This window comes from Chloroflexota bacterium (genome assembly GCA_035652535.1).
In the GTDB taxonomy this organism is placed as follows: domain Bacteria; phylum Chloroflexota; class UBA6077; order UBA6077; family SHYK01; genus DASRDP01.
Genome location: DASRDP010000140.1, coordinates 1 through 9,443 on the forward strand (window position 1 = coordinate 1; position 9,443 = coordinate 9,443).

9 protein-coding genes are annotated in these 9,443 nt (G+C 65.7%); 7 read left to right on the plus strand and 2 right to left on the minus strand.

Annotated features, from left to right (window positions below; all coding sequences use genetic code 11):
* Positions 1-387, plus strand: a 387-nt coding sequence (locus tag VFC51_17500; protein HZT08822.1) for an ethanolamine ammonia lyase-activating protein, incomplete at its 5' end; no start/stop codon positions are given.
* On the opposite strand, the gene VFC51_17505 is transcribed toward VFC51_17500, so the two are convergent.
* A complete protein-coding gene (locus VFC51_17505) occupies positions 380-715 on the minus strand; it encodes a (2Fe-2S) ferredoxin domain-containing protein (GenBank protein ID HZT08823.1) in 336 nt (111 codons plus the stop codon). The two genes, VFC51_17500 and VFC51_17505, sit on opposite strands and share 8 nt — an antisense overlap.
* An 80-nt stretch (positions 716-795) precedes the next feature.
* Here VFC51_17505 and prpC point away from each other — a divergent pair, with 80 nt between their 5' ends.
* The 5 genes from prpC (at position 796) to VFC51_17530 (ending at position 7,296) form a co-directional block, all read left to right on the plus strand.
* Positions 796-1,932: a 2-methylcitrate synthase gene (gene prpC / locus VFC51_17510; protein ID HZT08824.1), complete on the plus strand. Its 1,137-nt coding sequence runs from the start codon at positions 796-798 to the stop codon at positions 1,930-1,932.
* On the plus strand, positions 1,929-3,374 hold the full coding sequence (locus VFC51_17515) for a bifunctional 2-methylcitrate dehydratase/aconitate hydratase (GenBank protein HZT08825.1): 1,446 nt from the start codon (positions 1,929-1,931) through the stop codon (positions 3,372-3,374). Before prpC ends, VFC51_17515 begins: the two co-directional genes overlap by 4 nt.
* Positions 3,375-3,402: 28 nt before the next feature.
* Positions 3,403-5,085: an amidohydrolase family protein gene (locus VFC51_17520; protein ID HZT08826.1), complete on the plus strand. Its 1,683-nt coding sequence runs from the start codon at positions 3,403-3,405 to the stop codon at positions 5,083-5,085.
* Positions 5,086-5,161: 76 nt separating this feature from the next.
* Positions 5,162-6,022, plus strand: coding sequence for a VOC family protein (locus tag VFC51_17525; GenBank protein ID HZT08827.1), 861 nt, complete (start codon positions 5,162-5,164; stop codon positions 6,020-6,022).
* A 26-nt stretch (positions 6,023-6,048) separates the two neighbouring features.
* Complete coding sequence (locus VFC51_17530) at positions 6,049-7,296, plus strand: Rieske 2Fe-2S domain-containing protein (protein ID HZT08828.1); 1,248 nt, start codon at positions 6,049-6,051, stop codon at positions 7,294-7,296.
* 54 nt (positions 7,297-7,350) lie between these two features.
* On the opposite strand, the gene VFC51_17535 is transcribed toward VFC51_17530, so the two are convergent.
* The gene (locus VFC51_17535; GenBank protein HZT08829.1) at positions 7,351-8,487 is read right to left on the minus strand and encodes a cobalamin-independent methionine synthase II family protein; all 1,137 of its coding nucleotides are present in this window, start codon (positions 8,485-8,487) and stop codon (positions 7,351-7,353) included.
* Positions 8,488-8,638: 151 nt separating this feature from the next.
* Between VFC51_17535 and VFC51_17540 the strand changes: the two genes are divergently transcribed.
* Positions 8,639-9,443 (plus strand): HAMP domain-containing protein (locus tag VFC51_17540; GenBank protein HZT08830.1); only part of this gene is annotated, 805 nt, incomplete at its 3' end.

The following is a 9,443-nucleotide window of genomic DNA, read 5'->3' on the forward strand; positions in this document are numbered from 1 at the left end:
TACAAGAAGGCGCACCGGCACGGTCCCGGGGCAGAGCTCATCATCCTGAACGGGGTCGGTTATTCGCTCCTCTGGTTCCCCGGCGGCGAGCGGGTGAAGGTCGACTGGAAGGAGGGCTCGATCTTTTCCCCGCGCGACGGCGAATACCACCAGCACTTCAACACCGGGCCGACGCCGGCGCGATACCTCGCGTACACCTTTGGAAGTCTGGTGGTCGACAACACGCGGGCCATGCGTGGCGCAGAGGTCAGCGAGCGTGAAGGCGGCTGGCAGATCGAATACGAGGACGAGGACCCGGAGGTCTACGACCTGTTCGCCCGCGAATGCGCGCGAAACGGCGCCGAGGTGACCATTCCCCGTCGCTCAGCGCGGCAGGCGGTCAGCTGAGGCCTGCGTCCAGGATGGAGACAACGAGCTCGTAGAGCCCCGGGTCGACGCTGTTGATGAGCCGCTGGACCTCGGGTCCGCCCCTGATGTGGGCGACGATTTCGTCGATGTCGGCGGACTGGACGTTCGAATACCAGGTTCCCTTCGGGTAGAGCACGATGTTCGGGCCCATCCAGCACGCACCGAAACAGATGTGCGTCTTCACGTCGATGTCGGAGCCCGCGAGCCGCTCAATGAGCATGTCGCGCAGCTCCTCGGAGCCGCCTTCACGGCAACTGATGTTGACGCAGACGTAGCAGGAGTTGATTTCGTCCGGGCGATCTGTCATGTGAGGGATTATCCACGGTTCGGACCAGTCCGGTCGAATCGTGGATCCGGCGGCCAGCGCCAGAGGATTGGAGCACGGAAGTGACCGAGGAACGAGGAGCGGGCAGTGGGCTCGCGGGCGTGATCGCGGGCGACACCGCGATCGCGACGGTGGGCAAGGAGGGCGTCGGCCTCACCTACCGGGGGTATTCCATCCACGACCTGGCGGAGCACGCCAGCTTCGAGGAGGTGGCGCACCTCCTGCTGACCGGTCAGCTTCCTGCGGCGACCGAGCTGGATGGCTTTCGTGCGAGGCTGCGGACAGGGCGGGACCTGCCCGCGGCGCTGCGATCGGCACTCGAACTCTTACCGGCCACGGCGCACCCCATGGATGTCATGCGAACCGGCTGCTCGATCATGGGATGTCTCGAGCGGGAGGAAGATTTTTCCGCGCAGCATCGGGTGGCCGAGCGTCTGACGGCGGCCTTCCCCGCCATGCTGCTCTACTGGTATCGGTTCCATCGCGACGGAACGCGGATCGACACTTCGGGTGGCGAGGACACGACCGCCGAGTACTTCCTGCGTCGGCTAACGGGATCCGAGCCGAGCCCGCTTCACATTCGGGCGATGGACGTCTCGCTCATCCTGTACGCGGAGCACGAGTTCAACGCTTCGACGTTCGCCGCGCGCGTGGCGGCATCTACCCTGAGCGATTTCTATTCGGCGATCACCGCGGCCATCGGCACCCTCCGTGGCCCGCTCCACGGAGGGGCTAACGAGGCTGCTATGGAGCTGATCGAGCGATTCTCGGACCCGGACGATGCCGAGCGCGGAATCATGAGGGCGCTGGCGCGGCGCGAGCTCATCATGGGGTTCGGGCATCGCGTGTACCGTGTCTCGGATCCCCGCTCCGACGTGATCAAGGGGTGGGCGCGGCGCCTGGGAGCGGACGTCGGCGATACACGGCTGTTCCCCATTTCCGAGCGGATCGAAGCGGTCATGTGGCGCGAGAAACGCCTGTTCCCCAACCTGGATTTCTACAGCGCTTCCGCGTACCACTTCATGGGAGTACCCACATCGATGTTCACCCCCGTGTTCGTGGTCTCGCGGATCACCGGCTGGGCGGCGCACGTGATGGAGCAGCGAGCCAACAACAAGTTGATCCGTCCGACCGCGAATTACGTGGGTCCCGAGGCCCGGCCATTCGTCCCCATCGAGCAACGTCGGGCAGGGGCGTGACTGCCCAGCTCCCCGATCCGGACCCGCTCCTCGACGCGATCGCTTCCTACGTCACGGCGCCCCCGGAATTTCGCGATGAGGCCTATGCGACTGCGCGCCTCTGTTTGCTGGACAGCCTCGGGTGCGCGATCCTGGCGCTGCGCTACCCCGCTTGCACCGGCTTGATCGGCCCGGTGCGGCCGTCGTTCGCCGTCGCTGACGGCCTTCGTGTGCCCGGCACGGCCTTTCGGCTCGATCCGATACAGGCAGCGTTCAGCCTCGGAACCATGATTCGCTGGCTGGACTTCAACGACACGTGGCTCGCCGCCGAATGGGGCCATCCCTCGGACAACCTTGGAGGCATCCTGCCTTGCGCCGAGCTGGCCAGCCGAGATTCGGTGGCTCGCGGCGGGGCGCCGCTATCCGTTCGCGACGTCCTCTCGGCGATGATCCAGGCCTACGAGATCCAGGGCGTCCTGGCCCTGGAGAACTCCTTCAATCGTCTCGGCTTGGACCACGTGATCCTCGTCCGCGTCGCGACGGCGGCGGTGGCGGCGCGGCTTCTCGGCGCCAATCGCGACCAGGTCCGCGCCGCGGTCTCCAACGCGTGGATCGACGGGGGCGCGCTCCGGACCTACCGACACGCCCCCAACGTCGGGCCTCGCAAATCCTGGGCAGCTGGCGACGCCACGAGTCGCGGCGTGTGGCACGCCCTGATGGCGCTTCGGGGCGAGCCCGGATACCCGGGTGCCCTCAGTGCGCCGACGTGGGGGTTCACGGACGTCCTTCTTCGGGGCAATGCTCTGGTCCTGGCGCGACCGTTCGGCAGCTACGTGATCGAGAACGTGCTGTTCAAGATCTCGTACCCCGCCGAGTTCCACGGCCAGACCGCCGTGGAGGCGGCGATTCGCCTCCACCCGGTGGTTCGCGGCCGGATCGAGGAGGTCGAGCGGGTCCTCATCGAAACGCAGGAGTCCGCGATGCGGATCATCGCGAAGGACGGTCCGCTTCGGAACCCCGCAGATCGGGACCACTGCATCCAATTCATGGTGGCGGTTGGCCTGGTCCACGGGAACCTCACCGCCGACGACTACGAGGATGGGCCCGCGTCCGATCCGCGGATCGAACGGCTCCGCGCGCGGACCGAGGTGCGCGAAAACTCGCGGTACTCCCGCGATTATCTGGATCCGGACAAGCGGTCGGTGGCCAACGCCGTGCAGGTCGTGTTCCGCGACGGGACGCGGACGGACCGCCTCGAGATCGAGTACCCCATTGGCCATCGCCGTCGGCGCGTCGAGGGCATCCCTCTGCTGCGCGACAAGCTGGTCCGGAACCTGGGCGCCAGCCTGTCCCGCGAGGCCGTGGCCGCGATCAGCAGCCTGGCCGACGAGCCATCGAGGATGGATGCCTGCGCGGTGCGTGATTTTCTCGCGCTGTTTGACGCGACCGGACCGTCGTGTTAGGGTCATTGCACCGTCAGGGGAGGCAGCCATGGCGTATGACGTGCTCATTCGCAACGGGACGATCATCGATGGCTCAGGCCTGCCGGCCTTTCACGGCGACGTCGCGATCCGCGATGGGCGAATCGTCGAGATCGGCCGAGTCGAGGGTGGGGCGCGACGGGTCCTGAACGCCGACGGCATGGCCGTGGCGCCAGGGATCATCGACAACCACACCCATTACGACGCCCAAGTCACGTGGGACCCGCTGTGCACCTATTCGTGCTACCACGGCGCCACCACTGTGATCGTCGGAAACTGTTCGCTCGCCCTTGCGCCCGCCCGTCCCGAGGATCGCGCTGCGCTCGCCAGCGTCCTCTCGCACGTCGAGGCGATCCCCCTCGACGCCATCAACGCCGGTGTCGAGTGGTCCTGGGAATCGATCCCCGAGTACATGGACGCCCTCGATCGACGGTTGGGCGTGAACGTGGCGTGCCTCATCGGGCACTCGGCCGTGCGCCGGTACGTCATGGGGCAGGCGTCGCAGGAGCGCGAGGCGACCGACGACGAGATCGCGGCCATGCGCGCCATCGTGCGGAAGGGCCTGGAGGCGGGGGCAATCGGCATCTCCTTCGAGCGGAATCTTCGCCACTTCGATTGGGACGGCCGCCTCGCACCGACAAATCTTGCGAGCGAAGACGAGATCTACTCCGTCGCCCGAGTCGCCGACGAGGCCGGACGCGGGGTGATTCAGTACGGCGGCGAGCGCGCGCTGGGAGTGCGGCTCGCGCGCTCGAGTGGGCGGCCGGTCTTCTACGGAAACATCACCTGGCAAGCGACTTACCCGGACCGGTGGCGCGCATATCTCGGCGAAGTTGAGGAGCTGCAGGCCGAGGGCTATCGCGCGTATCAGTACGTGATGCCGCGGCCCGGCGACCTGCGCTTCACGCTGAAGACCGCCCAGCATTTCGACGCGATGCCCACCTGGCGCTCCCTCATGCTGATGCCGCTGGAAGAACGTACGCGCGCGTTCCGGGACCCCGGTACCCGCGCGCGGTTGCACCACGAGGCTGTCGACACCCCGCCAAATCCGGACGTCGCGGGCGATTTCACGCGCCGGTGGGACCTGTGCTTCGTGCATCAGGTCCATCGGACCGAGAACGCGGCGCTCCGCGGCAAGAGCATCGCGCAAATCGCCGCGGAGACGGGACGCGACGTGCTAGACGTGTTCCTCGACCTCGCGCTGAGCGAGGATCTCGAGACCGAGTTCGAGCGCCGGGAGGTGAACAGCGACGAAGCCGCCATGGCGACGCTTCTCAATAGCCCGCACATGGTGATCGGCCAATCCGACGGCGGCGCCCACGTGGTCTTTCGCACCGATTACAGTTATGGCACGTATCTGCTTGCGCACTGGGTCCGGGAAAAGGGCATTATGTCGCTGGAGGAAGCGATTCGGAAGCTCACCTTCGTGCCCGCATCGCTATTCGGGCTCTACGATCGCGGGCTCCTACGCCCCGGCCTCGCGGCCGATGTCGTCGTATTCGACCCGGACACCATCGCGCCGTGCGAGCCGGAAGAGGCGGCGGACCTGCCTGGCGGGGCCCGGCGGCGCAAGCAATTGGCCCACGGTATCGAGTGGACACTGGTCAATGGGAGCGTATTGATGGAAGAGGGCGAGCCGACGGGCGCGCTGCCCGGGCGAGTAGTCCGAGGAAACAGCGTGGCGGATCGATGACGCCCGCCCGACGCTTCGGCCGGTCGCTCGCCCGAACACGCGGCCATGCTTTCGGTTTCCTGGTGGAGGTGAGCTGGTGAAGCTGCAGCCCCTGGCGCTTGCAGAGGCGCACATGGAGGTCCGTTCGGCGAAAGAATCGCTCCCCGTCCTTACGGACCTGCTCCTGTTCGAGCAGGTGGCCGCGGGACCGGGCGGCTTCGTGATGAAGCATCCCGCCTCGGAATGGGAGCTAGTCGTCCACGAGGCAAGCGGCGCGACGGAAAAGCAGATGCACAATCACTTCGGCGTGCGCGTCATCTCCAACGCGGAAGTCAACGCCGCGTACCGGTACTTGAGCGCGCATAAGAGCGAGTACGAACTGGCAGATCTCAAGCAGCCGGAGTATTCCCACGGGTCGTTCTCCATCTATTTCAAAGAGCCGGGGACCAACGGCTGGGAGATCGAGTGTTTCGAGGACGTGCTTCGAAAGGAGTCGGGGGGGACACGACTCGGCGGTGTGCGGTCGCCGCACTGGAGCGCCGCCATCTCCCCGGATCGATTTCCGGGCCGCGGATACGTGCCCCAAGCGTTCACCCACGGAACGTTGCTGGTGGGCGACGAGGAGCGCTCGGCTGAGTTCTATCGCGAGGTGCTTGGCCTGGAGTGCTGGAAGGCATATGCCCACGTCGTGTATCTCAAGCATCCAGCGTCGAAGCACTACGTCGTCTGCCTCTGCCGCGAAGGTGAGAATTCGCACTCGCCCAACTTCCGGTACACCCTGACGCTCAAGGCTGCAGCGGACGTTGAAGACGCGCACGAATGGCTGCGCCGATCGGGGGGCGAGCTGGGTATCACGGAGCTGGGCGATCTGCGCGGCGGAGGAGATGCAGCGTCATTCCTGCTGCGCGACCTCGATCGGAACTGGTGGGAGATCGCGGCAGGCGACACACACGATTAAAGAACAGACCATCGGGAGGATTCGCCGTGCTGACGAAGGAGCAGAACGACATTCTGACGCAGGTGGGCGCGGGAACGCCCGGAGGTGAGCTGCTCCGGCGCTACTGGCACCCGATCGCCATTGCTCGCGAGCTGAGCGAGGAGTCGCCAACGAAGTTTGTGCGCGTGCTCGGCGAGGATCTCGTCCTCTTCCGCGACAAAAGCGGCAACGTCGGGCTGATCCAGGACCATTGCGCGCATCGCGGCGCGTCGATGCTCTACGGTCGCGTCGAAGCGCGCGGCATCGCCTGCGCGTACCATGGCTGGCTGTACGACACGAAGGGCAACTGCCTCGAGACGCCCGCCGAGCCGGCTGATAGCAAGTTCTTTCTCACGGTGAAGGTGCGGGCGTATCCGGTGCAGCGCTACGCGGGGCTGTACTGGGCGTATCTCGGGCCGCAGCCGGCGCCGGTCCTCCCCCGGTTCGACGTGCTGGCGCGCACCGACGGGCATCGGCGGATCACCGTCTTCCCCGTTCTCGACTGCAACTGGTTCGCCGCCGCCGAAAATGCCGTCGATCCCTGGCACCTGCAGATCCTGCATCAGGACCAGCCCCGAAGCACGGAACGACCGGTCAACACCACGCGCGGTTACGTGGACGACATCGAGTCGAGCGATTTCTACCTCACCCCGTACGGGATCATGAAGAAGCGCGTGTACAAGAACGGGAGCGTGGAAGAGCACCCGATGATCTTCCCGACCCACCTGCGGACGGGCCAATTGTGGCTGCGCACGCCGATGGATGACACGCACACCTGGCAGGTCACGATGGCATTTGTGCGCAATGCGGACGGGTCTGCGGTGGACCCGTCGACGGAGGATCCGGAAGTCATCTACTTGCCCGCCGTGAAAGACCCGGCTGACGCTATGCACCCCGTTGCGAAATACAACTTCTACGCACCCTGGGGGCAGATCCTTACCCAGGACATCGTCATGTGGGAGACGCAGGGGCCGATCTCACCGCGCGTCGACGAGCGCCTCGCGACCTCTGACAAGGGGATCGTTATGCTCCGTGATCTGATGTTCTCGGAGATCGAGAAGGTTCAGCGCGGAGAGGACCCGATGGGCGTGATTCGCGATCCCGACCACGCCATCATCGATACGAATCTCGACCACGAGCATGGACGGATCACGGGCATCTCGACGCAGACCGTCGCATGGCGCGCCCCGGGCATGGAGAACGTATCCGAGGCAGAGCTCGCGGTCATGGGGTACGGCCGGCCCCCCGGCGCCTAGCGCCCTGGCGCGGACTTCGCTGCAATAGGCGGACCGGCCGGCCGCGCGACGGCGCTACCAGAGCGCATCCGATGCCATGCGCGCGCCCGCGACCAGGGACGCGAGCTTCGCCCACGCGATCCGCGGATCGACGCTGGTGCTGACGACAAACGTACCAAAGCCGCAATCTGTCCCGGCGATGACGTTCTCCCTTCCGACCAGCTCGGCGTAGCGCGTGATGCGCTGGGCCACGAGCTCCGGGTGCTCCACGAAGTTCGTGCAGGTATCGATGACGCCGGGGATGATGATCTTGCCATCCGGCAGTCGAATATCCTTGAAGATGGCCCACTCGTGCTCGTGTCTGGGATTCGCACCCTCGAACGACACGGCAGAGGGACGCGCCTGGAAGACGAGGTCGATGATCTCCCGCAACGGGATGTCGTGTGTGTGCGGGCCGGCCCAGTTGCCCCAACAGAGATGCATCCGCAGCTGCTCCGTCGGCAGCCCCTCGAGGGCATAGTTCAGCGCTTCGACGTGCATGTGCGTCGCTGCTCGCACGCGGACGACCTCTTCGGGTCCGGATGAGGCGCGCCCGAGGGAGGTGAGGTCGGGGCAGTCGACCTGGAGAACGAAGCCCGCATCCACGATGGCGCGGTATTCGTACTTCATCGCATCGGCGAGGGCGTAGATGTACGCCTCCTCCGACGGATAGTAAAAGTTGTGGAGGAAGACGGAGATCGTGCCCGGCGAAACCGCGGTCATAAAGACGTCCGTCGGGTTTGCGGCCGTAACCGCGGATCGCAGGTTGGCGATGTCGCGATGCACCGCCTTCGCATCCCGAAGCTCGATTGGTCCGATGCAGGCGGGCATCTTTCGTCGCGCGCGGCTGGGATCGCGCGCTCGGCGCTGCGCCCATTCGGGGAACTCTTCGGCGTAGATGTCCACGGGCGTCGGGCTCTCGCCGCCGAACCCGCTGAGGCGGTCCTTCACGTACGTGGCATAGGAGGGCTTACTCATCTCGCCGTCGTCCACGACGTCGATGCCGGTCGATACCTGGCGCTGGACGACGTCCGACACGGCCGCCGCTACCCGGCCTTCGAGTCCCGACGCGTCGCGCCCTTCTTCCTGCGCGAAGACGAGCTGGGCCAGGTCGTCCGGTCGCGGCAAGCTGCCGGTGTGGGTCGTCAGGATGCGTCCGTCGCTCCGTTTCATGATCCAAACCTCCCTCAGCAGCGCGCTTGATTGTACGGGCAGCCTAGATAACGATTGTTTCAGTCCTGTTACAGCCTGTTTGTCACGGGCCAGCTGTTCATTTCGTTTCTCCAACTAAACTTTCCGCATCTTGGATCGAGTGGAGGAAGGCATGGCTGTAGCTTCTGCACCTGCCGATACGATCAACCCGCGGCAGCTTCTCGCAGCGCTCCGCGCGGTGCGCAAGGGCGACTTTACGGTTCGGCTTCCCCTCGATCAGCTCGGCATCGGCGGGGAGATCGCCGAGGCGTTCAACGATGTCGTGGAGCTGAACCAGCGGACGGCGAAGGAGCTGAATCGAATCTCGCGGGTCGTCGGTCGGGATGGTCAGATCGGCCAGCGGGCTTCGCTCGGCGAGGTGAGCGGCGCGTGGGCGGGATACGTGGAGCACGTGAACTTGCTCATCCACGACCTCTCGACGCCAACCGTCGAAGTGAGCCGAGTGCTGGGCGCGGTCGCCCGCGGTGATCTCTCCCAGCGCATGGCCCTCGAGATCGATGGACGCCCACTCAAGGGCGAGTTTCTGCGTTCCAGCAAGATCGTCAATACGATGGTGGACCAGCTGAACTCGTTCGCGTCGGAGGTGACGCGAGTGGCGCGGGAGGTGGGCTCGGAGGGGAAGCTGGGCGGCCAGGCCAACGTGCCGGGCGTGGCCGGGACGTGGAAGGACCTGACCGACTCGGTGAACATGATGGCCGGGAACCTGACGGCTCAGGTGCGGAACATCGCCGAGGTGACGACGGCGGTGGCGAACGGGGACCTGTCGAAGAAGATCACGGTGGATGTGCGGGGGGAGATTCTGGAGCTGAAGGACACCATCAACACGATGGTGGACCAGCTGAACGCGTTCGCGTGGGAAGTGACGCGAGTGGCGCGGGAGGTCGGGACCGAGGGCCGACTTGGTGGACAGGCCAACG